This window comes from Rahnella sp. AA, from assembly GCF_002834385.1.
In the GTDB taxonomy this organism is placed as follows: Bacteria; Pseudomonadota; Gammaproteobacteria; order Enterobacterales; family Enterobacteriaceae; genus Rahnella.
In genome coordinates, this window is record NZ_PITQ01000004.1 from 89,234 (window position 1) to 116,079 (window position 26,846).

The following is a 26,846-nucleotide window of genomic DNA, read 5'->3' on the forward strand; positions in this document are numbered from 1 at the left end:
TGAATAATGGGTCGTAGGGTTAATGACTATTTTTAATCTCATACTGATCAATCTGTTAACTGCGGAGTTACTGAAATGTCCAAGCTTTTCACGCCGATCCTTGTTGGCAAAAATACGCTGCCTAACCGCGTCTTTATGGCTCCTCTTACCCGTTTGCGCAGCATTGAGCCGGGGGATATCCCTACGCCATTGATGGGGGAATACTACGCTCAGCGCCACAGTTCAGGCCTGATTATTACCGAAGCCACCCAGGTGTCATTCCAGGCGAAAGGCTATGCCGGCGCGCCAGGGCTGCATACCCCTGAGCAGGTTGCCGCATGGAAAAAAATTGTGGCGGGTGTACATCAGAAAAACGGTCATATCGCTGTTCAGCTATGGCACACCGGCCGTATTTCCCATAACAGTGTTCAGCCTGGCAACCAGACTCCGGTTGCACCGTCAGCGGTCAACCCGAACACCCGCACCAGCCTGCGCGATGAACAAGGTCACGCTGTTCGTGTTGATTGCCCGACACCGCGAGCACTTGAACTCAGTGAAATCCCGGGCATCATCAATGACTTCCGCCATGCTGCGGCCTGTTCTGCAGAAGCCGGTTTCGATTACATCGAACTGCATGCGGCGCACGGTTATTTGTTGCATCAGTTCATGTCTCCGGCATCTAACCTGCGCGAAGACCAGTACGGCGGCAGCATTGAAAACCGTACGCGCCTGACGCTTGAAGTGGTAGATGCTGCCATTGACGCCATCGGTGCCGATCGCGTTGGTATCCGTATTTCCCCGATGGGTCCGTTCAACGGCCTGGATAACGGTCAGGATCAGGAGCAAGCGGCAATTTATCTGCTGGACGAACTGAACAAACGCAAACTGGCCTACCTGCACATTTCAGAACCTGACTGGGCGGGCGGTAAACCTTATACCGCTGAGTTCCGTGCCGTCATTCGTGCACATTATCAGGGCGTGATTGTCGGGGCGGGTGCTTACACAGCGGAGAAAGGCGAAGAGCTGATCGAAAAAGGTTACATCGATGCGGTAGCCTTTGGCCGCAGCTATATCGCGAACCCGGATCTGGTCGAGCGTCTGAAATCTCACGCGCCACTTAACGACCCCAAACCTGAAACTTTCTACGGCGGCGGTGCTCAGGGCTATACCGATTACCCAACTCTGTAATCAATAATAAACTTTTACGCCTTCTTTGCGGCAGCCGATGCCCTCCGGTTGCCGCTTTTTTTGGTCAGTCATTCAGCAACTGAGCGTCGTTTTACGGACAAAGCGGCCGCTATCAGTTAGGCTTGAACTAATAATCATCATCCTGCAACTAAAGAGGAAATTATGCGTTTACTCCATACCATGCTCCGCGTTGGCGATCTGCCGCGTTCAATCAGCTTTTACACTGACGTTTTAGGCATGCGTCTGCTGCGTACCAGCGAAAATACTGAGTACAAATATTCTCTGGCATTTGTCGGTTACACCGAAGAAAGCGAAGGTGCAGTGATCGAACTGACCTATAACTGGGGCGTTGACAGCTACGACATTGGCACCGCGTACGGCCATATTGCATTAGGCGTGGATAACGTAGCGCAGACCTGTGATGACATCCGCAATGCTGGCGGGAAAGTCACTCGTGAAGCCGGCCCGGTAAAAGGCGGGTCGACCATTATCGCTTTTGTTGAAGATCCTGACGGCTACAAAATCGAGCTGATCGAATCCAAACACGCAGGTCAAGGTTTAGGTAACTAAATTCCATCAGGAAAAGCCCTGAACGCTGACAGGGGCGCAACGGCGCCCTTTTTTATTGCCCAATTTTTGCCGCAGCCCTGCAACCGTCGGAAAAATTTGTCATAATGCGCGCTGAATTCGATGAAGATAAGAAACTAATGGCCGAGAATAGTGACATTAACGCCCTGAGAGGCCGCTTTCGTGGTTTTTATCCCGTGGTTATCGACGTAGAAACTGCCGGATTTAATGCCCAAACTGATGCGCTGCTGGAGATTGCGGCAATCACGCTGAAGATGGATGAGGACGGCTGGCTGCAAAGCGATGAGACCGTACATTTCCACGTCGAGCCTTTTGAAGGAGCGGTGCTGGTGCCGGAAGCCCTGGCTTTTAACGGCATAGACCCGACCAATCCTCTGCGTGGCGCAGTGAGCGAGTACGAGGCTCTGCACGAGATTTTCAAAGTCATCCGTAAAGGCATGAAAGAGCAGAACTGTAATCGTGCAATTATCGTGGCGCACAATGCCAATTTTGATCACAGTTTCCTGATGGCGGCCGCAGAGCGCGCCGGCCTGAAACGCAATCCTTTTCACCCTTTTGCCACGTTTGATACGGCAGCCTTAAGCGGACTGGTGCTTGGGCAGACAGTTCTGGCAAAAGCCTGTATCAGCGCAGGAATGGTTTTTGACAGCAGCCAGGCACATTCTGCGCTGTATGACACTGAACGCACCGCAGAACTGTTTTGCGAGCTGGTGAACCGTTGGAAACGTCTGGGCGGATGGCCACTGGCACTTTCGCAAGACGAAGCGGAAGCCGAAACCACACCAGAAGAAAACCCACAGTAAGGCGTTTTCTGCCGCACTGCTGACAAAAAAAGAGCGACAACATGTCGCTCTTTTTCATTTTGCTTTCAGCAATGGAAAGCGATCTTCTGAACTCACTCTTCAGAAGATTTGTATTTCTCAGCCGTTTCTTTAATCAGCTGTTGCAGCTCACCGCGCTGGAACATTTCAACCACGATGTCACAACCGCCGACCAGCTCACCATCCACCCACAGCTGCGGGAAGGTTGGCCAGTTAGCGAATTTCGGCATCTCAGCGCGGATGTCCGGGTTCTGCAGGATATCCACGTAAGCAAAGCGTTCACCACAGGCAGAAAGTGCCTGAACAGCCTGAGCGGAAAAACCGCAGCTTGGCAGTTTTGGTGAGCCTTTCATGTACAGTAAAATCGGGTTTTCAGAAACTTGCTTCTGAATTTTTTCAATTGTTGGAGTGGTCATTTCTTGCTTCCTCAAGCCGGTAGAGGCTGTCACGGTCATTACTCATCACGCGCAGCACACAAAGACAGTGCGCAATCACAATACTTTCTATTGTAACGATGGCAGCCATCAGATAAAAACGCCATTTTTTGTGTGGTCTTTCTCAATAGTGGCATTTTATTAAACAATTTTCAGCGCTTGCGTTCAGGCTCACATATTTAAACATTCATCGAGAATAACATTTTTGGCATTCAACGATAATGTCAGATTTGCAAAATTCCATTCTTTAACTCAAATATTAACTGGATGAAAAACGGTTATTTTTTTGACTAAAAATGGCGGTTATTTCGACATAAAAAAAGCTATTAACTTTTTCTCACAATATGATCTAGAATCGAGGCAATTCGTGCTTTTTTGTCTGGTTCTTTTAGGCAATACTCTGACATCCCTGATGTTTAACCCTACCACTCATGGTAACGAAGCTATGCGCTTACTGTTCACGCTTTTTGTGCTGCTCTTTACCCAGCTGTTCTTAAATATGGCTCATGCGTCGCCGCAGGCTCGCGTCGCTGCCGATCAGCGAAAGAGTCATGTAAACCAGGCCACACCGGAAGAACGCCGAAAGCGAAAAACGGTAGCCGCGAAAACCAGTAAGAAAACCAAAGTCGCACCGGTTTCAGAAACTAAAACTCAGGAAAAGATTTCGAAGAAGAAAGTCAAAAGCACCGAACTGGTTAAGCGAAAGACATCTTCTGAAAAAACAGTGAAAGCCACACGGGCCGAAAGTAAAAAAGAAAAGACACTTAAGACAACGCGGGCCGAGGCGAAAACAGAGAAAGAAACCAAAACCCGAACGCTTGCAAAAAACAGCAGTGAGAAAGTCAGTAAGAAAGAAGCTTATGGACGTCACCGCAAAGGCAAAAAGTTACGTGAAGAAGACGGTAAGCCAATAACACTCAGTGCGACACACAAAAAACGTTATCAGCACGCACAGCAAACCGCGATGACGAAGTTGATGCACCAGGTCGGAAAACCTTACCGCTGGGGCGGAACGTCACCCAATACAGGTTTTGATTGCAGTGGTTTAGTCTATTACGCTTACAAAGATTTAATTCGTATTAAGATGCCACGCACAGCAAATGAAATGTACCACCTGCGCGATGCGGCTCCGGTCAAACGCGCTGAACTGGAAAGCGGTGATCTGGTATTCTTCCGGATCAATAATCGCGGTGCTGCTGACCACGTGGGTGTCTACGTGGGGAACGGCAAATTCATCCAGTCCCCACGGTCAGGTGAAGACATTAAAATCACCTCACTGGGTGACGATTACTGGCAAGATCACTATGTGGGCGCACGTCGGGTAATGACCCCGAAAACGATCCGATAATAAACAATTCGTTAAGTATGAAGTTTCGCTAATCAGCTATCGAATAGCATTTAACGAAGAGTTTCTGCAAGGAAGAGTGTCGGCGAAAAGGGTCACTGCGTAAAATTGAAAAGGGCGATTCCTGTTATAGGTAATCGCCCTTTTTTATTGCGGCTTTCGCGCAAATCAGTTCATGATCGCGGTGAAGCTGAAAGCCATGATCATGAGCAAAGCGCAGATCGTAGTGATCAAAGAAAATTTCAGGTTGCTGTCCATCAAACCCCCTTACGGATCAAGTTGTGGCATTTTCTTAGCCACACTAAATGTGTGCCAACGCATTTTCTCACAATTCGCATTTAAAATCTTGTGTTGAATGACAACGTCACTCTGACAATTTTACTTCCACTTTCCTGCATTATAAGAGAAAATTGTTGGTTACCACGCCTGTGTGCCGGTTGATTTCACCCGAGAGCATTTCACGCCTCACCCTGAAAGGATCCACCCAACGATTTCACTGCCCTTTCCGAAGCCAGCAGTTAAATCCACGCAAGCAAACGATTAACATAATGCTAACGTGCTGAAACACGTGAGTTCAGGAGTCATTGTTTACATGGCAACGATTAAAGATGTCGCAAAGCGCGCTGGCGTTTCCACCACAACCGTGTCGCACGTCATCAATAAAACACGTTTCGTCGCCGAAGAAACCAAAACTGCGGTCCTCCTGGCAATCAAAGAATTGCACTACTCGCCGAGTGCCGTCGCGCGTAGCCTGAAGGTTAATAACACCAAAACTATTGGCCTTCTGGCGACGTCCAGCGAAGCGCCTTACTTTGCTGAAGTGATTGAAGCGGTTGAAAACAGCTGCTTCTCCAAAGGCTACACGCTGATTTTATGTAACTCGCATAACAATCTGGAAAAACAGCAAGCTTATCTGCAAATGCTGGCACAAAAACGCGTCGACGGCCTGCTGGTGATGTGTGCGGAATATCCGGACGAATTGCTTAATATGCTGGAAGAGTACCGCTCAATCCCAATGGTTGTGATGGACTGGGGCGAAGCGCGCAAAAACTTCACTGACAGCATTATAGATAATGCCTTCGAGGGCGGTTATATGGCTGGCCGCTACCTGATTGAGCGCGGGCATCGTGATATCGGCGTTATTCCCGGGCAACTGGCACGTAATACCGGTGGCGGCCGCTTCCAGGGTTTTGTGAAAGCGCTGACCGAGGCCAATATTCCTGTACGCGAAGAATGGGTGGTTCAGGGTGATTTTGAGCCGGAATCCGGCTATCAGGCAATGCACAAAATTCTTATGCAGAAACATCGCCCGACGGCGGTTTTCTGCGGCGGTGACGTCATGGCTATGGGCGCCATCTGTGCAGCCGATGAGTTGGGTTTGCGCGTTCCACAGGATATTTCCGTGATTGGTTATGACAATGTGCGCAACGCCCGTTATTTCTCACCGGCGTTGACCACGGTTCACCAGCCGAAAGAACGCCTGGGGGAAATGGCCTTTACCATGTTGCTGGATCGTATTGTCAGCAAACGCGAAGAATCGCAAACCATTGAGGTTCATCCGAAACTGGTCGAGCGCCGGTCTGTTGCTGATGGCCCGTACCGGGACTATCGCCGCTGATCACCTCCTGACGCCTGCGCTTGCAGGCGTTTTTTCGCAACTGTCACGTAGCCATTCGTGATTCATTGTTTCGGTATCCCCCATATAATCGAGCAACCAGGCCAGTGAAGGCGATGGATTGCTCTGATCCCAGGTCAGACAACACGGGCTATCAGGAAAAGCATTCTCCAGCGCCAGAACTTGCAACCTCTGCTGTTCAATCCAGGGTGCCACACGGTGAACAGGCATCATGCCGACACATAAACCTTCGTTCAGACATTCCAGCGCACACGTCCAGTCGGGAACCACCAGCCGCCGCTGGTTATCCAGCGTCCAGGTGTCGCGTTTGGGCAGCGTTCTCGATGTATCTTCCAGACAAAGCGCCGGATAAGGCCGCAGCTGATCGTCACTCAGTACACCCTGCGTCTGCGCCAGCGGATGTTGTGCGCTGACGACACAATGCCAGTCCATAAAACCCATATCGCGGAAATTGAACCGGCCTCCGACGGGGATCGCCCGCGTTGCGCCGATGGCGACATCCGCCCGTCCGTCAACCAGCGCGTCCCAGACGCCGTTAAAGACTTCCGAATGAATGATGAGTTCGGTGTCCGGAAAATGACGGTAGAAATCAAGCACCAGGCGTCGCGTCCGCGCGGGTTTGACGATACGGTCAACGGCCACACGTAATTCTCCGCGCCACCCGTTCGCGACCTGCTGACACTGACGGCGGGTAGCTATCATTTTTTTTGTCAGAATCCGCGCTTCATCGACAAAAATCTTTCCGGCCGGCGTCAGGACCACATCGCGGTGCCTGCGTTCAAACAATGGAACGGCCAGCCATTGTTCAAGCTGTCGTACGGTATAGCTGATGGCAGAAGGAACGCGGTGCAAATCTTGCGCGGCGGCGCTGAAACTGCCGGTTCTTGCGACGGCATCCACAACCTCAAGTGCGTACTCTGACCACATAATCTAGCCTTCAATTTTTTTGATAGCAGAGTTCAAATATTAGCGTTTCACAAGTCTGTTATCAAAGCGTTAAACTCCGCATCCGATACGATTTCCGCGTCAAATCATCTGCAATAAATAAATTAACGAGACAATGATGAAACCCTCTTTTGGATTTATGCTCTATCTTGCTGGCCTGAGCATGCTCGGCTTTTTAGCCACTGATATGTACCTTCCGGCCTTCAGTGCCATGCAAACCAGCCTCATGACCACTCCGGGCATGATTAGCGCCAGCCTGAGTATTTTTCTCGGTGGATTCGCTGTCGGGCAATTATTATGGGGGCCATTATCCGACCGTATTGGTCGCAAACCGGTGCTGCTCATCGGCCTGACATTGTTTGCGGTCGGCTGCCTGGGTGTTATTTGGGTAGAAAACGTGCGCGCCCTTCTCGCCTTACGTTTTTTGCAGGCCATCGGCGTTTGTGCCGCAGCTGTCACCTGGCAGGCGCTCGTGGTAGACCGCTTCTCAGCCGGTGTGGCCAAAAAAACTTTCGCCAGCATCATGCCTCTGGTCGCGCTGTCGCCTGCACTTGCGCCTTTGCTCGGTGCCTGGATGCTGAATCATTTTGACTGGGAAGCCATCTTTGTTTTGCTGACCGTCGTTGCCACCTTTCTGCTGATTACCACATTTACATTGCGTGAAAACAAACCAGCGCAACAAGTCTTAGCAGACAAGGCCGGGTTTATGACGCTGCTGAAATCGCGCGTTTACGGCGGGAATGTCATGATCTATGCCGCCTGTTCCGCGGGCTTCTTCGCATGGCTGACCGGTTCACCATTTATTTTAAGTGATATGGGATATTCGCCGGGTGTGATTGGCCTGAGTTATGTCCCGCAGACGATAGCCTTCCTGCTGGGAGGATTCGGATGCCGCGTACTGATCAGTAAGCTGGACGGAAATAAGATTTTACCCTGGTTACTGGCCGGGTACAGCGTAAGCATTGTTAGCCTGTTTTGTCTTGCCATGTTCACCGATGCCGGGTTGGTGAGCCTGTTGATCCCCTTCTGTTTGATGGCTTTGGTGAATGGAGCTATCTATCCAATTGTTGTCGCAAATGCATTAATGCCATTTCCTGCTAATACAGGCAAAGCGGCAGCGTTGCAAAATACCCTCCAGTTAGGCCTTTGCTTCCTCGCGAGCTTGCTGGTTTCCGCATTTATTGTGCAACCATTAATGGCGACAGTCAGCACCATGCTGTCTACACTGTTCTTGGTAGTTTTGGGCCGCTGGTTGTCTCTGCATGATGAAAAGATATGCAATGCGGAACAAACGACAGAGCAGAAAGCTCGCACACGGCAGGTCAATTAATCGCAATAATAACCATAAGTAACAATAACTTAATGGACATTTTCATTCGTGACGATTAACTATTGAGAATGCCTGTCAGCGAGCCTATACTCAACAAAACCAAATAAAATAGCATTTTTACAAAACTTTTATTACATACTTAGCTCTGGCGCGCGGATTGCGTCACACTATTTTTCTGTTACGTTTTCAGGGATGATTTCCCTGCCCGTCATCCACCTGGCGAGCAGGCGTTCTTCTAATTTCCTCTGTTGGTGTCGGATATCGGACTAGACGGTAGTCGTCTGTTCTCATAAAGACCTGCAAAAAATAGCCTTTGCTTTTCCCGGCAGGTTAATAAGTCAGAAGAGAAAGTGATGGAGAAGCTATGAGTTCATCGTGTATAGAAGACCAAAGCATTCAGGACAATCAGTGGTATCGAATAGCCAGCGAGATGTTGGCAATGGCAGACATTCAGGTAAATGGTAATCGCCCTTTCGACCTTAAAGTAAAAAACACTGACTTTTTTAAGCGTGTTTTGCAGGAAGGTTCTCTGGGTCTGGGTGAAAGCTATATGGATGGTTGGTGGGAATGCGATCGTCTTGATATATTTTTCCAGCGTGTGCTGCGCGCCGGGCTGGAAAATAAACTCCCCCACCATTTTAAAGACACATTGCGTATCGCAGCAGCACGTCTCACTAACCTGCAATCCCGTAAGCGTGCATGGATTGTCGGGAAAGAACACTACGATCTGGGCAACGATTTATTCACACTGATGCTCGACCCGTATATGCAGTATTCCTGTGGTTACTGGAAAGATGCCACGACGCTTGAAGAAGCGCAGGAAGCCAAGCTCAGGATGATTTGCGATAAGCTGCAATTGAAACCCGGTCAGCGCTTGCTGGATATTGGCTGCGGCTGGGGGGGATTATCTGAATTTGCGGCACGCAATTATGGCGTCAGCGTTGTCGGCGTTACAATTTCAGCTGAACAACAAAAGCTGGCGCAAAAACGCTGTGAAGGATTGGATGTCACTATCTTGTTACAGGATTACCGTGACCTCAACGATCAGTTCGATCGCATCGTTTCAGTCGGGATGTTCGAACATGTAGGGCCTAAAAATTATCAAACCTACTTTAATGTCGCCAAACGTAATATCAAACCTGACGGCATTTTCTTGCTGCATACTATTGGTTCGAATAAAACGGATCTGAACGTCGATCCGTGGATTGATAAATATATCTTCCCGAATGGTTGTCTGCCATCGGTGCAGCAAATCGCGCAAACCAGTGAGTCACTGTTTGTGATGGAAGACTGGCACAACATCGGTGCGGATTATGATCGTACTCTGATGGCGTGGCATGAACGTTTCCAGAAACACTGGCCGGAACTGGCAGAGCGGTACGGTGATCGTTTCCATCGTATGTTCACCTATTACCTCAATGCGTGTGCGGGTGCATTCCGAGCCCGTGATATTCAGCTCTGGCAAGTCGTTTTCAGCCCGGAAGGGGTGGATGGTGGGATTCGCGTTCCGCGTTAAGCTTGCCGTTTTTCGGGTGAGCCTGTAGAGAAAAACCGGACCTGAGCGTCCGGTTTCTTTTATTAAACAATCTGGCAGACAAAAATCACTCTGATTTTTCGATCATCGCCTGCGCCGTTGCAATTGCAGCTTCACGACTGGCTAACACCCGCTCAACGGTATCCACGATTGCCTGCGTCTGCGGATCAATTTCGATATTAATTTTATCGCCAAGACGTTTGGTGCCAAGCGTAGTGCGCTGCAGGGTTTCGGGGATTAAATGCACACAAAAACGCGTGCGCGTTACCTCACCGATGGTCAGACTGATACCATCAATCCCGATATAACCTTTATGTAATACATATTTCATCAGATCTTCATGCGGCATACGGAACCAGATCTGCCGGTTATTTTCTGACGTCAAAATTTTCGCCACTTCCGCCGTACAAATAATATGACCAGACATTAAATGCCCGCCAATTTCATCGTTAAAGCGAGCCGCACGTTCAAGGTTAACCTGATCTCCCTCTTTCAGATCACCCAGATTTGTCAGGCGCAGGGTTTCTTTCATCAGATCAAAGCTGACTAAATCCCCGTTAACTTCAGTGACAGTCAGGCAACACCCGTTGTGCGCAACGGATGCACCCAATTGCAGGTTATCCAACATATCTTCAGGTAGACGAATAACATGGGTACGGAAGTTAGGTTTTTCGTCGATAGACACTACCGTTCCGGTCCCCTGTACAATTCCGGTAAACATAGCCTTTTCCTCAATGTTTAAATCTGCTGTATTAAAAACTCACTTTCGTCAGTTTGCCGCAGAATTAATGGAAAGCCAAACCCTGACGGGAAGAAATAGCACCCTGTGCTTTGATTTCATTATTTAACCAGGCATTAACAGCTTCGTTTGCTTAAAAATACCGACAATGTACAATCTTCGGACTATTTCCCACTCTTTAATGTCATCTTTTGTGGCGTTTTTTATTCAAATAAATCAACAAAAAAGGTGTATCTGTGCAGAAGTACTTTGCAGAGGCGCGAGTTTTATTAGCACTTGCCATTCCGGTCATCCTTGCGCAAATAGCCCAAACCGCCATGGGTGTAGTCGACACAATAATGGCAGGCTCCGTCAGTGCCACAGACATGGCGGCGGTTGCAGTCGGGACCTCAATATGGTTGCCAGCAATTCTGTTCGGACACGGCTTGCTGCTGTCACTGACGCCAACGGTCGCACATTTAAACGGTGCCGGACGACGCGATAAAATTGGCCATCAGGTGCAGCAGGGTTTCTGGCTTGCTTGTGGCGTATCAGTCCTGATCATTGCCGTTTTGTACCAGAGCGATCATATTCTCGGTCTGATGCACAATATTGATCCTGAACTGAAAGAGAAAGCCGTCGGGTATCTGCACGCCATTATGTGGGGTGCACCGGGATACCTGTTCTTCCAGGTATTACGTGACCAATGTGAAGGATTGTCGAAAACTAAACCGGGGATGGTATTCGGCTTTATCGGTTTGTTGGTGAACATCCCGGTTAACTATATCTTCATCTACGGAAAATTAGGTGCACCCGCACTCGGCGGCGTCGGCTGTGGCGTCGCCACAGGAACGGTATATTGGATCATGTTTTTCATGATGCGCTTATATGTACGCCATAATCGTATATTGCAAGATATTGCCGCGCCTTCGCGTTTCGCCAAACCTGACTGGCCGACGCTGCGCCGCCTGATTCAGTTGGGCATGCCTATCGCACTGGCGCTATTCTTCGAAGTCACACTTTTTGCCATCGTTGCCCTGCTCGTTTCTCCGCTGGGTATTGTCGCCGTGGCCAGCCACCAGATCGCCCTCAACGTCGGGTCACTGATGTTTGTTGTTCCCCTGTCACTGGGTGTCGCAGCCACGATCCGCGTCGGCTCAAGGTTGGGGGAATCCTCCGTTGAAGGTGCAAAAGTCGCTGCTTATACCAGTATTGGGACGGGTATTCTCATGGCGTGTTGTACGGCGACGACGGCGATTCTTTTCCGCGAACATATCGCATCACTTTATAACGACGCCCCTGAAGTGGTGGCACTTGCATCACATCTTCTGATTTTTGCTGCGCTGTTCCAGATTTCAGACGCGATACAGGTAATCGGCAGTGGCATCCTGCGCGGTTATAAAGACACACGTTCGATTTTTTATATTACGTTTGTCGCTTATTGGGTACTGGGATTACCCGTCGGGTATACCCTCGGACTAACCGATCTGTTGGTTCCCCGCATGGGGCCGAGTGGTTTCTGGTGCGGCTTTATTCTGGGGCTCACTTTTGCCGCCGTCATGATGACGCTGCGCATGCGCTGGTTACAAAAACAGCCCTGCTTTACTATTTTGCAAAAAGCTGGCCGCTAAGCGGGGCTTTTGGCCTGCTTGCTAAAGCGACCGGCTACAGCACTAAATTTTTCAGGCATTTCACTGGCCGTTATGCCTAAAAAAACAACGCAATGCGCATTCGCTCGACAGTCACACGTAATATGACAGGAAAATGTCTTTTTTCCCTTGCCAGCATTCGGAGAGGTCGTTAATATTCGTCCCCGTCGCCAACGCTGGCTGACAAAAAAGAAAAACGATGCGTCCGTAGCTCAGTTGGTTAGAGCACCACCTTGACATGGTGGGGGTCGGTGGTTCGAGTCCACTCGGACGCACCAATTTTTCTCGCAGTACCGTTGCATGATGTGCGTCCGTAGCTCAGTTGGTTAGAGCACCACCTTGACATGGTGGGGGTCGGTGGTTCGAGTCCACTCGGACGCACCAAAGCAACTTCCTCATTGTTCTCTGCTTTTCAATCTTCCGCCAATATTCAACACACAAAAATATTCTGCATTTTACGCATAGACAACTTTTCAATTTACCTTAAGTCATCCTTTTGTTTTTTTTAAAATTATTTCTTGAATGTAGTATTTTCGACGTTGCAGTGAAGAAACTGTTATACCCCATGATTTTCATTCTGCCCGCATTGGATAATTTCAAAACAACGTTCCGAAATCTGCCCTAAGCTTGCGCCGCATCACGTTTTTTATTTGGTTTCCCGCCCGATTCCCCTCTATAATACGCATCGTCTCTTCGATTGAATGGTTTCAGCCCCTTGATCTGTCGATATCGCACTTATAAAAGCGTGACCACTCCAGTAGCGATGATAAATCGCACAAATCGCTATGCTTTGGCTGAACTTACTACACCATTCCTTTCACAGTCTTCTACGCTTAGTAATGATTTGATTCAACCAGGCTACATCTCAATTCCGCGCAGGCAGCGCTGCTGCCAGGCAAACACTTTTCCAATCCATCACAACTTGTAGATAAAATCGTCATGAAAAAGACCAAAATTGTTTGTACCATCGGCCCGAAAACCGAATCCGAAGAAATGCTGACCAAACTGCTTGATGCAGGCATGAACGTTATGCGTTTGAACTTCTCTCACGGTGATTATGAAGAGCACGGTCAGCGCATTCAAAATATCCGCAACGTGATGGCCAAAACCGGCCACAAAGCGGCAATTCTGTTAGACACCAAAGGTCCTGAAATCCGCACAATGAAACTGGAAGGCGGCAAAGACGCCTCCCTGGTTGCGGGCCAGACTTACACCTTCACCACAGACCAAAGCGTTATTGGTAACACCGAACGTGTTGCTGTGACCTATCAGGGCTTCGCCGCTGATCTGAAAATTGGCAACACCATTCTGGTCGACGATGGTCTGATCGGTATGGAAGTGACTAACGTCACCGAAACTGAAGTGACGTGTAAAGTGTTGAACAACGGTGACTTGGGCGAAAATAAAGGCGTTAACCTGCCAGGCGTTTCTATCGCACTGCCAGCTCTGGCTGAAAAAGACAAACGCGACCTGGTCTTCGGTTGCGAACAAGGCGTAGACTTCGTTGCGGCTTCCTTCATTCGTAAACGTTCTGACGTTCTGGAAATTCGCGAACACCTGAAAGCACACGGTGGCGAGCACATCCAGATCATCTCTAAAATTGAGAATCAGGAAGGCCTGAATAACTTCGATGAAATCCTCGAAGCCTCTGACGGCATCATGGTTGCCCGTGGTGATCTTGGCGTTGAAATTCCGGTAGAAGAAGTTATCTTCGCGCAGAAGATGATGATTGAAAAATGTAACCGTGCACGCAAAGTGGTCATCACCGCAACGCAAATGCTCGATTCCATGATCAAAAACCCACGCCCTACCCGTGCTGAAGCTGGCGACGTCGCTAACGCCATCATCGACGGCACCGATGCCGTTATGCTGTCTGGTGAAAGTGCGAAAGGTAAATACCCGCTGGAAGCTGTGACTATCATGGCTACCATCTGCGACCGTACTGACCGTGTGATGCAGAGCCGTATCGATGGTCAGAATGAAAACCGTAAACTGCGTATCACTGAAGCCGTTTGCCGTGGCGCTGTAGAAACCGCAGAAAAACTGGATGCACCGTTGATCGTTGTTGCAACCAGTGGTGGTAAATCCGCTATAGCTGTGCGTAAATACTTCCCGCACGCCACTATTCTGGCGCTGACCACTAATGAAATCACTGCACGTCAGCTGATCCTCACTAAAGGTGTTGTTACTCAGCTCGTGAACGAAATCGCCTCTACGGATGATTTCTACCGTATCGGTAAAGAAGCGGCGATCGAAAGTGGCCTGGCTCAGAAAGGCGACATCGTTGTGATGGTTTCTGGTGCACTGGTTCAGAGCGGCACAACCAATACATCTTCGGTGCATGTTGTTTAATTAAAACGTGACCAGGAGCATTAATAAACGCTGCAAAATGTGGCGTTTATTTATTCAAAAAGTATCTTCTTTCATAAAAAGTGCTAAAAGCGGTTGCTGCAAAATTGGGATAAGTCCCATGGAATACGGCTGTTTTCGCTGCAATTTTTAACTTTTTCGTAAAAAAAGATGCTTCTTTGAGCGAACGATCAAAATATAGCGTTTACCGGCAAAAAATTATTCTCATTAGAAAATAGTTTGTGTAATACTTGTAACGCTACATGGAGATTAACTTAATCTAGAGGGTTTTATAATGAATCGCACTAAACTGGTACTGGGCGCTGTAATCCTGGCTTCAACTATGCTGGCTGGTTGTTCAAGCAATGCTAAAATCGACCAACTGTCTTCAGACGTTTCTACTCTGAACTCTAAAGTTGACCAACTGAGCAACGACGTGAACGCAATCCGTTCTGACGTTCAAGCAGCTAAAGACGATGCAGCTCGCGCTAACCAACGTCTGGACAACCAAGCTCACGCTTACAAGAAGTAATATTTACTTCTCTAGTTCAATGGCGCACTCAGTGCGCCATTTTTTTTGCCTGTCATTCAGTTAGTCCCCCTCATCCCTTTTCCGTTTACTGAAGATCGCCCTTCTGTTCTCGTGCCCATTTTACGCCTCCTGTGCCACCTCCTGAGCTTCGGAAATGATAAAGGAGCCATTATGGCTCCTTTAGGGAAGATCGCTTCTTAAACGTTTCTGTATAACGTTACTGCGTACTTGCCGTCGTTACCGCGGCGTATCTGCAGACACAGTTTGCGGCGCATTGGCTGCCGGTGGCATATCTGTCGCTTTATCACCCACGCTGACCACGACAGGCATTCCTGAGCGACGCCTGATAGCCTCTTTTACGATCTCGGCGTTGGTATCATCGCTTTTAATGAATTTCTTCATCGCAGCGGTCAGAAGAATCGGTTTGGTTTGCGGATCGTCCTTCTCGGTATGCGACAACGGCTGATGCACCTCGATGTAGCGTTTGCCATCCGGCTCCACGTCAAACTTGATGGGCTGATTGACAATCTGGACACGCGTGCCTTTTGGAACGGAATTAAACAACGCTTCGATATCATCCGGACGCAGACGAATGCAACCCGAACTGACGCGCATACCGATGCCGAAGTTCGCATTAGTTCCGTGGATCAGATACTGCCCGGTGCCCGCAGACAGGCGCATAGCAAACAGCCCCATTGGGTTATCAGGGCCAGCAGGTACCATACCCGGCAACGTGATGCCGTCTTTCAGATATGCCTTGCGAATGTTGGCGGTTGGAGTCCAGGTCGGATTCGGGATCTTCTGGCTTACGGAGGTCACCATTTCCGGCGTATTGCGCCCCAGCTGGCCAATACCAATCGGATAGACAACAACTTTGTCCTCACCTTTTGGATAATAGTACAAACGCAATTCCGCCAGGTTCACAACAATCCCTTCACGCTTGGTATCCGGCAGCAGCATTTGCGAAGGAATTGTCAGTACTGTACCCGCTTTCGGTAAATACGGGTCAGTACCCGGGTTCGCTTCCAGCATCGCAATCAGCCCGATTTGGTATTTAGCGGCCACGTCTTCTAAAGGTTTGCCATCATTGGGAACGACATACGTCGTGTTTTCGCCAATCAGGCGACTGTTGTCCGGTGGCAAAGGGTATTCTGCTGCACTTGCGGTCATGGAATGCGTGGCCATAAGCGTGCCAACTAACATAGCCAGAAGGGGTAATGCGCGTCTCATACTCAGTCCTTTTTCGGCCTGCGCTCAGACAATCTGAGGCAAGACAATCATCTTGTCTTGTAATACTAGCAGCGCAGAATTTTGTGGCAATCAAACCACAGAAAATCAGAAAGTTACCTGAAAGATCTCAGATTAAAACAGCGGAGGATAGTAAGTTGAAAAATCAGGAGTAAAAAGAAAATTCTAAAGATAAGAAGAGAAATCACTTTGCTCATTAGCAGACAATTCCTAATGAGCAAAGTACGGCAACCGGGAACAAAATCACGCCATCTCAGCTGCCTTTGCACGGATAGAACGGATCATGGCTTCCAACCCCTGAGAGCGGGAAGGTGTCAGATGCTGGCTGAGTTCAAGCTCCGAAAAGAACGGGCGCACATCCAGTTCCACTACGTCACGCGGCGTTAAACCCTGGTACAGGCTGAATACAATGGCCACCAGGCCTTTCACGATAGCGGCATCACTGTCGCCTTCAAAGGTCAGCGCGCCACTTTCATCCATACGCATCACGATCCAAACCTGGCTCTGACAGCCAGCAATCAGGTTTGTATCCTGACGATATTCTTCAGGCAAGGCAGCCAGCTGGCCACCCAGTTCAATCACGTAAAGATACTTTTCTTCCCAATTCGGGCATCGGGCAAAATTTCTGACTAATTTGTTTTTATCTGGCAAAGCCATAACGACGTCCTGCTCAGGGCCGTCAGGATTAACCCAACAGCCGGTGAATACGTTGCAATCCTGCGACCAACCGGTCGACTTCTTCACGGGTATTGTACATCGCCAGTGAAGCACGGCACATAGCCGGAACACCGTAGAAGGACATTAATGGCATCGCACAGTGATGGCCAGTGCGGATTGCAATACCGTATTGATCGAGGAAACTGCCCACGTCGTAGGCATGGTGTTTGCCGAGATTAAATGCAATCACGCCAGCGCGCGTTGCCGGGCCATAGATCTGAATGTCAGGAACCTGCGCCAAAGCCTCAAGCGCATAGCTCATCAGCTCCTGCTCATAGGCGTGGATATTCTCCAGCCCCAGTTCTGTCACATAGTCGATCGCCGCGCCCAGCCCCATGATGCCGCCGGTGTTTGGCGTGCCCGCTTCAAAACGCCACGGCGCCGCTGCAAAGGTCGTGCCTTCTGTCAGGCTGACGTGCTTAATCATTGAGCCGCCCCCTTCCCATGGTGGCATCTGGTCGAGCAATTCTTTACGCCCGTAAAGAATACCGATACCCGTTGGCCCGTAAAGCTTGTGCCCGGACCAGACATAGAAATCACAACCCAGTGCCTGGACATCCACCGCATGGTGCATGACAGCCTGCGCGCCATCAACCAGGACGGTAAGACCGGCGGCTTTTGCCTGAGGAATGATTTTCTCAATCGGGTTAACCGTGCCCAGCACATTGGAAACATGCGCCAGCGTCAGCAGCTTAGTGCGTGGTGTAATGAGCTTTTCAAGCTGGGATAAATCCAGTTCGCCTTCCGCCGTGAGGTGCCAGACGTCGATGTGCAGGTCACGCTCTTTCGCCAGCATCTGCCAGGGAACAATGTTCGCGTGGTGCTCCATTTCGGTCAGAATAATGTGGTCGCCTGGCTGCAATAATGCGCGGCCATAGGTATTGGCGACCAGATTAATGGCTTCCGTCGAACCCTTTACGAAGACGATTTCTTCCGCTGACACCGCATTCATAAAGCGAGCCGCCTGAGCACGGACGTTTTCCATCTGCTCAGTCGCTTCCGCGCTCATGGTATGAATGCCGCGGTGAACCGCAGCATAACCCTGTTCGAAGAAAGACATCTCACGATCAATAACCTGACGCGGTTTCTGTGCGCTGGCTGCGCTGTCCAGATAAGCCAGCGGCTGGCCGTTGACTTCACGGCTCAGCACAGGGAAATCGCTACGTACTCTTTCCAGTGGAAAACTCATTACGCACCTCGATTGAGTCGGCCTGCAATACGGGCAATCACGACTTCACGCAGGGTTTCATTCTCAATGGCTTCCGTCAGTTCAGCAGCAAACGCAAAGATGATCATTTGCTGAGCATCCTGACCGCTGATCCCACGGGTACGCAGATAGAAAAGCTGTTCGTCATCGATACGCCCCACAGTGGCACCATGGCTGCATTTCACGTCATCGGCATAAATTTCAAGCTGAGGTTTGGTATCAACCTCAGTGTGCTTGCCCAGCAACAGGTTGTTGTTGGTCATTTTACCGTCGGTTTTCAGAGCGTGCTGCGCCACTTTGATCATGCCGTTAAAAATCGCTTTTGCACGATCGTTCACAATCACTTTGTGCAGCTGATTGCTGTTGCAATAACCTTTGTTGTGTTCCAGATACGTACGGGTATCAGCAATTTCAGCATCAACAGGCAATACCAGACTGTTGATATTCAGATCACTGTTTTCGCCGTTGAGTTGCGCACTGGTGTTATTACGGGTCAGGCCCGCGCCCAGCAGGAAACTGTGGCTGGAAACACGGGAATCGCGCCCGATAACCAGATCGTTATGCGAGAAGTGGAAGCTGGCCTGGCTTTCAAAGGCCAGTTTGTAATGCGTGAAACCGGCATTATCGCCCACTTTTACCGTCATACGCGCACCGGTGAAATGACCGTGATCGTTAAGGCTCAGGTAATGTTCGATCACTTCCGCATTGGCACCGTTTTCAATCTCGATATGATAACGATGATGAACCGTGTTCATTTCGCGGGACTGATCACGACCACTGCTAAGATGCAGTAAATACAACGGCTTATCAGCCTGTTTACCGGCAGCCAAACGCACAGAGAGAGAGTCCTGCGCCAGACTTTCCGTCAGGTGCAAAAAGACTTCAGACTGAATCGGATCCGGCAATGTTTGCTGCCCCGCCGCGTTCAGTTTTTCAATGTCGAAAGCGCCGGTATTTTCATCACTCAGGCTCGCATCAAAACGGCCATCAACGAACACCAGGCGATAGCAATCAAGCGGCAGCGCCAGTGATTTAACATCCGCAACCGTCAGCGCCTGCTGCTGCGGGGCAAAAAACTGATTGCCGAGCAATGAAGAAACTGGCGTATATTTCCAGTCCTCGAGTTTTGCATGCGGAAAACCAAGGCGAAGCACCTGTTGCCAATGTGCATGCGCGTGAGCAGATTGTTCACCACCACGGCTTTCAAAAAGACGGTAAAGTTGCTGCATAGCGTGCGAACTGCCCGCCGCAGGTGCATTACTCTTCGTCGGTAAGCCAGCCATAACCTTGCTCCTCTAACTGTTTAACCAAGGTGAAATCGCCGGATTTAACAATGCGGCCCTGATACAGAACATGCACGTAGTCAGGCTTGATGTAGTCGAGGATACGCTGGTAGTGGGTTACGATGACGAATGAACGTTTGCCGTCGCGCAGTGCGTTAACACCGTTAGAGACGATTTTCAGCGCATCGATGTCCAGACCGGAGTCGGTTTCATCCAGAATGCACAGGCTTGGCTCAAGGGCCGCCATTTGCAGAATGTCGTTACGCTTTTTCTCACCGCCGGAAAAACCTACGTTCACTGAACGGGTCAGCAAATCCGCAGGCATTTTCAGCATGGCAATTTTTTCTTCGATGAAATCGGCGAAATCAAAGCGATCCATCGGAGCCTGTTCGCGGTATTTTCGTACGGCATTCACCGCCGTTTGCAAGAAGAAGTGATTGGTTACACCAGGAATTTCTACCGGATACTGGAAGGCCATAAAGACGCCTTCGCCCGCACGGTCTTCCGGGGAGAGATCCAGTAAATCTTTACCGTTGAACATTACGGAACCTTCAGTCACTTCGTAATCTTCACGGCCAGCCAGTGTTGCGGAGAGCGTACTTTTGCCTGAGCCGTTCGGGCCCATGATGGCGTGTACTTCGCCTGGTTTGATCTCAAGATCAAGTCCCTTCAGAATTTCCTTTTCTTCGACACGGACCTTTAAATTCTTAATGCTTAACATACGTATCCTTGAGTTTGCGCCTGCGCGCTCATAATTCTGTTTATGCTTTTGACTTTGCTGAACTCAAATCTGCCCGGCATGCACGTCACACCACATGACGCCGGGAGGAAAAACGTGCGGTGAATTAACCGACGCTGTGTTCAAGGCTGATCGCCAGCAGTTTCTGTGCTTCAACAGCAAACTCCAGCGGTAGCTCGGAAAAAACATCTTTACAGAAACCGTTAACAATCATGGAAATAGCGTCATCTTCGCTGATACCACGTTGCAGACAGTAGAACAGCTGATCGTCACCAATTTTTGATGTTGTGGCTTCGTGCTCCAGCTGTGCCGTGTTGTTACGCACTTCAACATACGGGAAAGTGTGCGCGGCGCTGTCCGCACCAATCAGCATGGAGTCACACTGCGTAAAGTTACGGGCGTTTTCTGCACTCGGTAAAATTTTCACCAGACCACGATAGCTGTTCTGGCTGTGGCCGGCGGAAATACCTTTAGAAATGATCGTCGACTTGGTGTTCTTACCAATGTGGATCATTTTGGTACCAGTATCCGCCTGCTGTTTTCCGCTGGTCAGTGCAACCGAGAAAAATTCGCCAACTGAGTTATCCCCTTTCAGGATAACGCTCGGATATTTCCAGGTAATCGCTGAACCCGTCTCAGACTGCGTCCACGACATCTTCGAACCCGCGCCTTCGCACAACGCACGTTTGGTCACAAAGTTCAGGATACCGCCGCTGCTGTCTTTGCTGCCGGAGAACCAGTTCTGCACGGTGGAATATTTCACTTCCGCATCTTTATGCAGAATGACTTCAACCACGGCCGCGTGAAGCTGATAGGTATCACGAACCGGAGCAGAACAGCCTTCGATATAGCTGACGTAACTGCCTTCATCAGCAATCAGGATCGTACGTTCGAACTGGCCGGTTTTTGCCGCGTTAATACGGAAATAAGTGGACAGCTCCATCGGGCAACGGACGCCTTTGGGGACATACACGAAAGTACCGTCAGACGCGACCGCCGCATTCAGCGCTGCAAAGAAGTTATCCTGCGCAGGCACAACGGTACCGAGGTATTTACGCACCAGATCCGGGTATTCGTGGATGGCTTCGCCGAATGAGCAGAAGATAACGCCTGATTCAGCCAGCTTTTCGCGGTACGTAGTGGAAACGGAAACGGAGTCAAAAATGGCATCAACCGCCACTTCTTTCCCTTCACGCACAGGGACACCCAGCTGTTCAAACGCTTTTTCCACTTCGCTGGTCAGGTAGTTTTTACCGTCAAGCGCAGGAATGCTGTGAGAATTTTCAGGAGGTTGTTGCGTGGCACCGGGCTGTGAACCACAGGTATCATCGCAACTGCCACAAGATGGCGCGGAATAATAGCTGTAATCCTGATAGTCGAGAGGCGTGTAATACGCCTTCAACCAGTGAGGTTCTTCCATTTTCAACCAGGCATGATAAGCCTGCAGACGGAACTCCAGCATCCACTCAGGCTCATTGCGCTTTGCGGAAATGGCACGCACGACATCTTCGTTGATGCCTGATGCTAATTCATCGGTTGCCAGCTGGGTGAAGAACCCTTCCTTATAGTTCGTCTCCTCGCCGACCCAAGACTGCACATCATCTGGAATTTCTACGTTGCTTCGTGACATGTTGGTTACATCGCTTTGTTTACAATAATCTTAAAGACTGTTTGCCCGGCAGACTTACAGGCCGAAACTTTCACCACACCCGCAGGCATGCTGAGCTTTAGGATTATTGAATTTAAATATCTGATTCAGCCCTTCACGGACAAAATCCACCTCAGTTCCGTCGATGAAAGGCATGGCTTTCAGCGGGACAAACAGCAAAGCGCCGTCATGCTCAAACACCAGGTCATCGCTGGCCGGTTGTTTGGTTAAATCCAGAACGTAGCCAAAGCCGGCACAGCCCGATTGTTTCACCGAGAGCTGGAGACCTTTGACTTCAGGATCCTGCTCCATGAGGTTCTTCACCTGTTTGGCCGCAGAATCAGTCAGGCTCACACCTTGCCATACGTTGTCGTCTAAAGAGAAAGAGCCGACAGTTTCAGTTTGCATCTGTCTTACCTCATATTTTTATGGTCATAGACAAGACCTATTGTCTCTATTCTAGTGATAAGATTTATCACTTCAACCTCTTGTTTTAAGAGGGTATAGCGATTGCACATGAGGAAAGCCGCTCAATGGGCATCGTGTTTACATCTGGCAGCAGGCGGGTCTTGAACACCGCAACCATCAACTGATTGAATAAGTTGTCAATTTTTTGTTAAAAATTAAAATTAACCTTATATTTTGTGTGGCTTAATAGCTTTCATTGTGTCTATTATAAAACATTCATCGGAAATGCCTATTTATGAATTCGCCACAATCAAAATAATTAAAGCTCTTTTTGCTTACTTGCTCTGGCGCAACAAAATCAAAAAAACCGGATGAAAACGTTGATCCGGCGATTTTTTGCCAATATGATACCCATTCTTTGATAATGATTATCATTCAGATAACCCGGAACACTGAGAATGGCTCAATCAGTAAATGCGTGGTTGCAGGGCAAGATCGACGACTACAAATCGAGTGTCCGCGATGCCACCGTGGATTTCTATATGGCGGATGCCGCCTTACGACGTCCGGATGCGCACCTCTGCCAACTCAAACGCTTCAATAGCATTTGCCTGGATATGGCCAATCTGTGCCTGCAGAACGGGGATGATCACAGCTATCTCCATGCGTTATGCAAGCTGCACAACCGCCTGATCCTTGAAATAAACAGTGTTATTCGTTGTGAGCTCTTTCGTGTTCAGAGTTATCATTTTGCCCGGCACACGTTAAAACTCATCTGCCAGTATTATGCCATGTTGGGTATCTGGGAAAAAGCAACGGCATTTCAAACTGACTTCGCCAAGCGGGTTCCCTTCCAGCTTTAATTGATTTTTAACAGTTTTCCACCGCACATCCGGCTAAATAAAAAAGCGGACACATTCATCATGCATCCGCCTTTGTAGTATTTAGTTCTAAACAAGAAACGACATCAATGGTCTATCACCATGGTTGTCAGCCTCGAGACACAGCACAGATTCCCTGCCTGATCAAAAATCTCAATCTGCCAAACCTGGCTACGACGTCCGATACGCAACGCACGGCAAACCCCCCGGACACGCCCTTCTCTCGCAGAATGCATATGGCTGGCATTAATTTCTACGCCTACCACCGTTTGCTTGCCTTCACTGCATAAATAGCCCGCCATCGAACCCATAGTTTCAGCTAATACCACCGATGCTCCGCCATGCAACAGACCAAAAGGTTGCGTTGTCCGCGTATCCACAGGCATTGTCGCTTCCAAAAAGTCATCGCCTAACCGGGTAAACTCAATACCCACGTGCCCGACCATACATCCCTGGCTTTGCCCGTTCAGCATCTCCAGTGTGGCACTTCGTTTCCAGAATGGCATAGCATTTCCTTATGGTTAGGGGATGATTTCCAGCAACGCCTGCAACGGATGGCGAACCCCGTTGCCTTCAATGCGTTTTACCTGGCTGCGGCAGGAGTAACCTGTCGCAAGGCAGCGTTGACGCGGCAACCGCTGTAAAGAGGTATGCCAGGACAGTTCGTAAATCCCCAAAGAATTCTCAAGATTTTTACTTTCATGCCCGTACGTTCCCGCCATTCCACAACACCCTACACTGACATTTTCCAGCTTCGCGCCATAGCGGGCAAAGATGTCCCCCCATTGTTTGCTGCTGTTGGGTAATGCCGTGCTTTCAGTGCAATGGCCGAACAAATACCAGGATTCTCCGCTTTGCTGCTGTGCCGGTCGTTCGCCCAGCCAGTTATCCAGCCATTCATGTACCAGTTGAACCTGGAACGAGCCGCGTGATTCTCCAAGGATTTCCTTGTACTCGTCGCGATAACACAGCACCAGTGCCGGGTCGACCCCCACCAGCGGCATCCCTAACTGCGCTACGCGGTTGAGGAACACCGACGTCTTGCGTGCTGTTTTCGCGAAACGCGTCAGGAATCCTTTGATGTGTTGCGCTTTCCCGTTTGGAGAGAAAGGCAATAGCACCGGTTTGAGACCCAGTTTTTCAATCAACCGGACAAAATCAGCCACGACCTGCGCATCATAGAAACTGGTGAACGGATCCTGCACCACCAGAACGTATTCGCCGCGCTGCGCCGGAGGGATTTTTTCCAGCTCTTCAAGCGTCATTTTACTGGCGCGATGCCCCAGCAACTGCTCGCGTAACGTCGGGGAGGACAGCAAAGGCAAATCCACCATGCCAATACTTTTGCGGCTCATTTCCCTTACCCAGGGCTGCTTAAGAAAGAAGTTAAACAGTTTTGGCGCTTTCGCCATTATTGGTGCATAGCTTTCAACACTTGCGACGAAATGATCGCGCGCCGGGCGCAGATAGCGTGTGTGATAAAGCTGCAGGAAGCGCGAGCGGAAGCCGGGAACATCAATTTTGATAGGGCACTGTGTCGAACACGCCTTACAGGCCAGGCAGCCCGACATCGCTTCTTTTACTTCGTGGGAGAAGTCGTATTCACCTTTGTTGGCGTGCCAGGTATTACGTGTGCGGTCGATCAGGCTGCGGAAGCTGAGACCTTTTTCCGGCAGCGCATTTTCCAGCACCAGCGGATCAACACCCTGCTCAGAAAGCAAACGCAGCCATTCCCGCACCAGGCCGGCTCGTCCTTTCGGCGAATGAATCCGGCTGCCGGTGATTTTCATCGACGGGCACATCGGGCTTCTCGCATCAAAGTTAAAGCACAGACCGTTCCCGTTACATTCCAAAGCGCCGCGGAATGACTGGCGCACTTTCAGCGGGATCCGGCGATCGAGGGTTCCGCGTTTCTGCGCATCGACCTTCATCATCGGCTCATCACATGCCAGAGGTGCGCAAATCTTGCCCGGATTCAGGCGATTATCGGGGTCAAATGCTGTTTTGATACGGCGTAATTCATGGAACAACGCCTCTCCGAAGAACGCCGGGCTGTATTCAGCGCGGAAACCTTTCCCGTGTTCCCCCCACAGCAAACCACCGTATTTCGCCGTCAGGGCAACAACTTCATCCGATATCTGCTTCAGCAACATCTCCTGCTGCGGGTCACACATGTCGAGCGCCGGGCGGACATGCAGCACACCCGCGTCCACGTGACCAAACATTCCGTAACTCAGGTTATGGCTGTCAAGCAACGCGCGGAATTCAACAATATAATCGGCCAGATGCTGCGGAGGCACGCAGGTATCTTCCGCAAACGGTAACGGCTTAGCCTGCCCTTTCGCATTTCCCAGCAGGCCGACGGCTTTCTTACGCATATTATAGATGCGCTCAATACCGGGCAGATCTGCACAAATCTGGTAGCCAATAACGCCACCTTCTTTATCGCTCATCAGCCCGTCCAGGCGCTCACATAACGCGCTCACCTGATTTTCAATCAGGTCGGCATCATCACCCGCGAACTCAACGATATTGAGCCCCTGCATATCTTTGCCTTCAACGTCGGTGATGTAATCACGCACGCTGTGCCACACGATATCTTCACGGGCCAGGTTCAGGACTTTTGAGTCAACGGTCTCAACGGACAGTGCTTTGGCTTCCACCATAAAGGGTGCATTGCGCAGCGCTGAGTTAAAAGAATCATATTTTATATTAACCAGACGCCGCACTTTAGGAATCGGCGTGATATTCAGGCGCGCTTCGGTGATAAATGCCAGCGAACCCTCAGAGCCAGTAAGAATGCGGGTCAGATTGAAGGTTTGCAGATCATCACTGAGCACATGGCGCAAATCGTAACCCGTCAGAAAACGGTTAAGTTTTGGGAATTTTTCGATGACCAGCGCACGATTATCGCGACAACTGTCGAGCACAGTGCGGTAAATACGTCCGATAACGGAATCTTCTTCACCCAATTTATCTGCCAGCGCCGTCGGAATAGCGGTGGTATCCAATATATCGCCGCCAAGGACAATGGCGCGCACACCCAGGACGTGGTCGGATGTTTTTCCATAGACCAGCGATCCCTGTCCGGACGCATCGGTGTTAATCATGCCACCAAGCGTTGCGCGATTACTCGTCGACAACTCTGGTGAGAAGAAATAACCGAACGGTCGTAAATAATCGTTGAGCTGGTCTTTAATTACACCTGCCTCAACCCTGACCCAGCCTTGTTCCGGATTGATATCCAGTATGCGATTCATATGACGGGACATATCAACCACAATGCCGCGGTTCAGTGACTGGCCGTTGGTGCCGGTCCCACCACCGCGAGGCGTGAACACGAGCGTCTTAAAGCGTTCTTGCCCGGCGAGTCGGGCAACCAGTGCGACGTCTGATGTAGCGACCGGAAATAAGACCGCATCAGGTAATAGCTGATAGACGCTATTGTCTGTCGCCATCGTCAACCGGTCAGCGTAAGTTGTTGTAACATCACCCGTAAAACCGTTGCTTTTTAACGCTTCCAAAAAATCGAGCACCAACTGGATGACACCCGGTGCCTGAGAAATCTGTGGGATCATTGAATTATGACTCTGTCTTTGTTGTATGCCTTGCGGGCCCGAGGCGGCCTGCCGGATCTGCCGGGCAGATCCACCCTGTTATTTACCCA

24 protein-coding genes and 2 tRNA genes are annotated in these 26,846 nt (G+C 49.8%); 13 read left to right on the forward strand and 13 right to left on the reverse strand.

Features of this window, described 5'->3' with window-relative positions:
• Positions 1 to 75: 75 nt before the first annotated feature.
• From CWS43_RS11320 to rnt, 3 genes are all read left to right on the forward strand, one after another.
• Positions 76 to 1,167: an alkene reductase gene (locus CWS43_RS11320; protein ID WP_101077056.1), complete on the forward strand. Its 1,092-nt coding sequence runs from the start codon at positions 76 to 78 to the stop codon at positions 1,165 to 1,167.
• Between the two features lie 162 nt (positions 1,168 to 1,329).
• The gene (gene gloA, locus CWS43_RS11325) at positions 1,330 to 1,737 is read left to right on the forward strand and encodes a lactoylglutathione lyase (RefSeq protein ID WP_101077057.1); all 408 of its coding nucleotides are present in this window, start codon (positions 1,330 to 1,332) and stop codon (positions 1,735 to 1,737) included.
• Positions 1,738 to 1,841: 104 nt separating this feature from the next.
• Positions 1,842 to 2,558, forward strand: coding sequence for a ribonuclease T (gene rnt / locus CWS43_RS11330; protein WP_101077058.1), 717 nt, complete (start codon positions 1,842 to 1,844; stop codon positions 2,556 to 2,558).
• 92 nt (positions 2,559 to 2,650) lie between these two features.
• Here the strand turns inward: rnt and CWS43_RS11335 are convergent, their stop codons facing one another.
• Positions 2,651 to 2,992, reverse strand: coding sequence for a Grx4 family monothiol glutaredoxin (locus CWS43_RS11335; RefSeq protein ID WP_015697793.1), 342 nt, complete (start codon positions 2,990 to 2,992; stop codon positions 2,651 to 2,653).
• A 463-nt stretch (positions 2,993 to 3,455) separates the two neighbouring features.
• On the opposite strand from CWS43_RS11335, the gene CWS43_RS11340 reads away from it, so the two are divergent.
• Positions 3,456 to 4,358 carry a C40 family peptidase gene (locus CWS43_RS11340; RefSeq protein WP_101077059.1) on the forward strand — a complete coding sequence of 301 codons (903 nt, stop codon included), beginning with the start codon at positions 3,456 to 3,458 and terminating at the stop codon, positions 4,356 to 4,358.
• Between the two features lie 165 nt (positions 4,359 to 4,523).
• On the opposite strand, the gene CWS43_RS27760 is transcribed toward CWS43_RS11340, so the two are convergent.
• Complete coding sequence (locus tag CWS43_RS27760) at positions 4,524 to 4,613, reverse strand: YnhF family membrane protein (protein ID WP_101077060.1); 90 nt, start codon at positions 4,611 to 4,613, stop codon at positions 4,524 to 4,526.
• 334 nt (positions 4,614 to 4,947) lie between these two features.
• Here CWS43_RS27760 and purR point away from each other — a divergent pair, with 334 nt between their 5' ends.
• The gene (gene purR, locus CWS43_RS11350; protein ID WP_101077061.1) at positions 4,948 to 5,973 is read left to right on the forward strand and encodes an HTH-type transcriptional repressor PurR; all 1,026 of its coding nucleotides are present in this window, start codon (positions 4,948 to 4,950) and stop codon (positions 5,971 to 5,973) included.
• On the opposite strand, the gene punR is transcribed toward purR, so the two are convergent.
• Positions 5,974 to 6,918 carry a DNA-binding transcriptional activator PunR gene (gene punR, locus CWS43_RS11355; RefSeq protein WP_101077062.1) on the reverse strand — a complete coding sequence of 315 codons (945 nt, stop codon included), beginning with the start codon at positions 6,916 to 6,918 and terminating at the stop codon, positions 5,974 to 5,976. It abuts the gene before it with no gap.
• Positions 6,919 to 7,054: 136 nt separating this feature from the next.
• Between punR and punC the strand changes: the two genes are divergently transcribed.
• Both punC and cfa read left to right on the forward strand, forming a co-directional pair.
• Positions 7,055 to 8,266 (forward strand): purine nucleoside transporter PunC, encoded by a 1,212-nt coding sequence (gene punC, locus CWS43_RS11360; protein WP_101077063.1) that lies wholly within the window; start codon positions 7,055 to 7,057, stop codon positions 8,264 to 8,266.
• A gap of 364 nt (positions 8,267 to 8,630) precedes the next feature.
• On the forward strand, positions 8,631 to 9,782 hold the full coding sequence (cfa, locus tag CWS43_RS11365) for a cyclopropane fatty acyl phospholipid synthase (protein ID WP_101077064.1): 1,152 nt from the start codon (positions 8,631 to 8,633) through the stop codon (positions 9,780 to 9,782).
• Between the two features lie 85 nt (positions 9,783 to 9,867).
• On the opposite strand, the gene CWS43_RS11370 is transcribed toward cfa, so the two are convergent.
• A complete protein-coding gene (locus CWS43_RS11370) occupies positions 9,868 to 10,521 on the reverse strand; it encodes a riboflavin synthase subunit alpha (protein WP_101077065.1) in 654 nt (217 codons plus the stop codon).
• A 254-nt stretch (positions 10,522 to 10,775) separates the two neighbouring features.
• Between CWS43_RS11370 and CWS43_RS11375 the strand changes: the two genes are divergently transcribed.
• The 5 genes from CWS43_RS11375 to CWS43_RS11395 all read left to right on the forward strand — a co-directional run bounded on the left by CWS43_RS11375 (position 10,776) and on the right by CWS43_RS11395 (position 15,048).
• Positions 10,776 to 12,149 carry an MATE family efflux transporter gene (locus tag CWS43_RS11375; RefSeq protein ID WP_101077066.1) on the forward strand — a complete coding sequence of 458 codons (1,374 nt, stop codon included), beginning with the start codon at positions 10,776 to 10,778 and terminating at the stop codon, positions 12,147 to 12,149.
• A 219-nt stretch (positions 12,150 to 12,368) separates the two neighbouring features.
• Positions 12,369 to 12,445, forward strand: a tRNA-Val gene (locus CWS43_RS11380).
• A gap of 29 nt (positions 12,446 to 12,474) precedes the next feature.
• Positions 12,475 to 12,551, forward strand: a tRNA-Val gene (locus CWS43_RS11385).
• A 555-nt stretch (positions 12,552 to 13,106) separates the two neighbouring features.
• Complete coding sequence (gene pykF, locus CWS43_RS11390) at positions 13,107 to 14,519, forward strand: pyruvate kinase PykF (protein ID WP_101077067.1); 1,413 nt, start codon at positions 13,107 to 13,109, stop codon at positions 14,517 to 14,519.
• 292 nt (positions 14,520 to 14,811) lie between these two features.
• On the forward strand, positions 14,812 to 15,048 hold the full coding sequence (locus tag CWS43_RS11395) for a major outer membrane lipoprotein (RefSeq protein WP_013576093.1): 237 nt from the start codon (positions 14,812 to 14,814) through the stop codon (positions 15,046 to 15,048).
• A 237-nt stretch (positions 15,049 to 15,285) separates the two neighbouring features.
• On the opposite strand, the gene CWS43_RS11400 is transcribed toward CWS43_RS11395, so the two are convergent.
• From CWS43_RS11400 to sufA, 7 genes are all read right to left on the reverse strand, one after another.
• Positions 15,286 to 16,278 (reverse strand): L,D-transpeptidase family protein, encoded by a 993-nt coding sequence (locus tag CWS43_RS11400; RefSeq protein ID WP_101077068.1) that lies wholly within the window; start codon positions 16,276 to 16,278, stop codon positions 15,286 to 15,288.
• Positions 16,279 to 16,539: 261 nt separating this feature from the next.
• Complete coding sequence (gene sufE, locus CWS43_RS11405) at positions 16,540 to 16,953, reverse strand: cysteine desulfuration protein SufE (RefSeq protein ID WP_101077069.1); 414 nt, start codon at positions 16,951 to 16,953, stop codon at positions 16,540 to 16,542.
• 28 nt (positions 16,954 to 16,981) lie between these two features.
• Positions 16,982 to 18,202 (reverse strand): cysteine desulfurase SufS, encoded by a 1,221-nt coding sequence (gene sufS, locus CWS43_RS11410; protein ID WP_101077070.1) that lies wholly within the window; start codon positions 18,200 to 18,202, stop codon positions 16,982 to 16,984.
• Complete coding sequence (sufD, locus tag CWS43_RS11415) at positions 18,202 to 19,503, reverse strand: Fe-S cluster assembly protein SufD (protein ID WP_101077071.1); 1,302 nt, start codon at positions 19,501 to 19,503, stop codon at positions 18,202 to 18,204. The genes sufS and sufD overlap by 1 nt, the downstream gene beginning before the upstream one ends.
• The gene (gene sufC / locus CWS43_RS11420) at positions 19,478 to 20,224 is read right to left on the reverse strand and encodes a Fe-S cluster assembly ATPase SufC (RefSeq protein WP_101077072.1); all 747 of its coding nucleotides are present in this window, start codon (positions 20,222 to 20,224) and stop codon (positions 19,478 to 19,480) included. Before sufC ends, sufD begins: the two co-directional genes overlap by 26 nt.
• Before the next feature lie 124 nt (positions 20,225 to 20,348).
• Positions 20,349 to 21,872: a Fe-S cluster assembly protein SufB gene (gene sufB / locus CWS43_RS11425; RefSeq protein WP_101077073.1), complete on the reverse strand. Its 1,524-nt coding sequence runs from the start codon at positions 21,870 to 21,872 to the stop codon at positions 20,349 to 20,351.
• Positions 21,873 to 21,926: 54 nt separating this feature from the next.
• A complete protein-coding gene (gene sufA / locus CWS43_RS11430) occupies positions 21,927 to 22,298 on the reverse strand; it encodes a Fe-S cluster assembly scaffold SufA (RefSeq protein WP_101077074.1) in 372 nt (123 codons plus the stop codon).
• 458 nt (positions 22,299 to 22,756) lie between these two features.
• Here sufA and CWS43_RS11435 point away from each other — a divergent pair, with 458 nt between their 5' ends.
• Positions 22,757 to 23,161: a hypothetical protein gene (locus CWS43_RS11435; protein ID WP_101077075.1), complete on the forward strand. Its 405-nt coding sequence runs from the start codon at positions 22,757 to 22,759 to the stop codon at positions 23,159 to 23,161.
• A gap of 104 nt (positions 23,162 to 23,265) precedes the next feature.
• Here CWS43_RS11435 and CWS43_RS11440 read toward each other — a convergent pair whose 3' ends face one another.
• Together CWS43_RS11440 and CWS43_RS11445 are read right to left on the reverse strand one after the other, a co-directional pair.
• Positions 23,266 to 23,685: a hotdog fold thioesterase gene (locus CWS43_RS11440; RefSeq protein WP_101077076.1), complete on the reverse strand. Its 420-nt coding sequence runs from the start codon at positions 23,683 to 23,685 to the stop codon at positions 23,266 to 23,268.
• 15 nt (positions 23,686 to 23,700) lie between these two features.
• Positions 23,701 to 26,757: an FAD-binding and (Fe-S)-binding domain-containing protein gene (locus tag CWS43_RS11445; RefSeq protein WP_101077077.1), complete on the reverse strand. Its 3,057-nt coding sequence runs from the start codon at positions 26,755 to 26,757 to the stop codon at positions 23,701 to 23,703.
• Positions 26,758 to 26,846 lie beyond the last annotated feature (89 nt).

Coding starts and splice junctions, on each gene's coding strand:
- CWS43_RS11320 (WP_101077056.1), top strand. CDS start 76: ATGTCCAAGCTTTTCACGCCGATCCTTGTTGGCAAAAATACGCTGCCT.
- gloA (WP_101077057.1), top strand. CDS start 1,330: ATGCGTTTACTCCATACCATGCTCCGCGTTGGCGATCTGCCGCGTTCA.
- rnt (WP_101077058.1), top strand. CDS start 1,842: ATGCGCGCTGAATTCGATGAAGATAAGAAACTAATGGCCGAGAATAGT.
- CWS43_RS11335 (WP_015697793.1), bottom strand. CDS start 2,992: ATGACCACTCCAACAATTGAAAAAATTCAGAAGCAAGTTTCTGAAAAC.
- CWS43_RS11340 (WP_101077059.1), top strand. CDS start 3,456: ATGCGCTTACTGTTCACGCTTTTTGTGCTGCTCTTTACCCAGCTGTTC.
- CWS43_RS27760 (WP_101077060.1), bottom strand. CDS start 4,613: ATGGACAGCAACCTGAAATTTTCTTTGATCACTACGATCTGCGCTTTG.
- purR (WP_101077061.1), top strand. CDS start 4,948: ATGGCAACGATTAAAGATGTCGCAAAGCGCGCTGGCGTTTCCACCACA.
- punR (WP_101077062.1), bottom strand. CDS start 6,918: ATGTGGTCAGAGTACGCACTTGAGGTTGTGGATGCCGTCGCAAGAACC.
- punC (WP_101077063.1), top strand. CDS start 7,055: ATGAAACCCTCTTTTGGATTTATGCTCTATCTTGCTGGCCTGAGCATG.
- cfa (WP_101077064.1), top strand. CDS start 8,631: ATGAGTTCATCGTGTATAGAAGACCAAAGCATTCAGGACAATCAGTGG.
- CWS43_RS11370 (WP_101077065.1), bottom strand. CDS start 10,521: ATGTTTACCGGAATTGTACAGGGGACCGGAACGGTAGTGTCTATCGAC.
- pykF (WP_101077067.1), top strand. CDS start 13,107: ATGAAAAAGACCAAAATTGTTTGTACCATCGGCCCGAAAACCGAATCC.
- CWS43_RS11395 (WP_013576093.1), top strand. CDS start 14,812: ATGAATCGCACTAAACTGGTACTGGGCGCTGTAATCCTGGCTTCAACT.
- CWS43_RS11400 (WP_101077068.1), bottom strand. CDS start 16,278: ATGAGACGCGCATTACCCCTTCTGGCTATGTTAGTTGGCACGCTTATG.
- sufE (WP_101077069.1), bottom strand. CDS start 16,953: ATGGCTTTGCCAGATAAAAACAAATTAGTCAGAAATTTTGCCCGATGC.
- sufS (WP_101077070.1), bottom strand. CDS start 18,202: ATGAGTTTTCCACTGGAAAGAGTACGTAGCGATTTCCCTGTGCTGAGC.
- sufD (WP_101077071.1), bottom strand. CDS start 19,503: ATGGCTGGCTTACCGACGAAGAGTAATGCACCTGCGGCGGGCAGTTCG.
- sufC (WP_101077072.1), bottom strand. CDS start 20,224: ATGTTAAGCATTAAGAATTTAAAGGTCCGTGTCGAAGAAAAGGAAATT.
- sufB (WP_101077073.1), bottom strand. CDS start 21,872: ATGTCACGAAGCAACGTAGAAATTCCAGATGATGTGCAGTCTTGGGTC.
- sufA (WP_101077074.1), bottom strand. CDS start 22,298: ATGCAAACTGAAACTGTCGGCTCTTTCTCTTTAGACGACAACGTATGG.
- CWS43_RS11435 (WP_101077075.1), top strand. CDS start 22,757: ATGGCTCAATCAGTAAATGCGTGGTTGCAGGGCAAGATCGACGACTAC.
- CWS43_RS11440 (WP_101077076.1), bottom strand. CDS start 23,685: ATGCCATTCTGGAAACGAAGTGCCACACTGGAGATGCTGAACGGGCAA.
- CWS43_RS11445 (WP_101077077.1), bottom strand. CDS start 26,757: ATGATCCCACAGATTTCTCAGGCACCGGGTGTCATCCAGTTGGTGCTC.